This is a genomic window from Citrobacter sp. wls708 (assembly GCF_005281255.1).
Classification (GTDB): domain Bacteria; phylum Pseudomonadota; class Gammaproteobacteria; order Enterobacterales; family Enterobacteriaceae; genus Citrobacter; species Citrobacter werkmanii.
Genome location: NZ_SZXE01000027.1, coordinates 1 through 338, shown reverse-complemented (window position 1 = coordinate 338; position 338 = coordinate 1). Strand labels below are relative to the sequence as shown.

At 30.2% G+C, this 338-nt stretch carries 1 protein-coding gene; it reads left to right on the top strand.

Features of this window, described 5'->3' with window-relative positions:
• Nucleotides 1–338 (top strand): hypothetical protein (locus tag FDW97_RS23455; RefSeq protein WP_170973702.1); only part of this gene is annotated, 338 nt, incomplete at both ends.

Here is a 338-nt window from a genome sequence, read left to right as displayed (position 1 = left end):
AATGTTGAATTTAAACTAAAGTATAAAAAAAAGAATAATTTTTATGATGGAAAACAGGATGCGGCCTTTAAAAGAATAATATTCCGGTTTGATGATCATCAACCTGGTGCAACGAATGGATTATCTGACAGTAGGTATGGTAGAAGGGAAGTAATTAATGAAGATATTTACCCATTTAAGATCGAACATCATATCATTGGGGATTTTAATGAATTAAGGTTTACTGGTCGAAGTTTTTTTTATACGTATCAATTTGAGCGTGATGTTGAATATATTATTTTTAAACCTATTATACATTTTAATGAAGTTGTTACCTGGATAGATCCTTTAACCTGGGG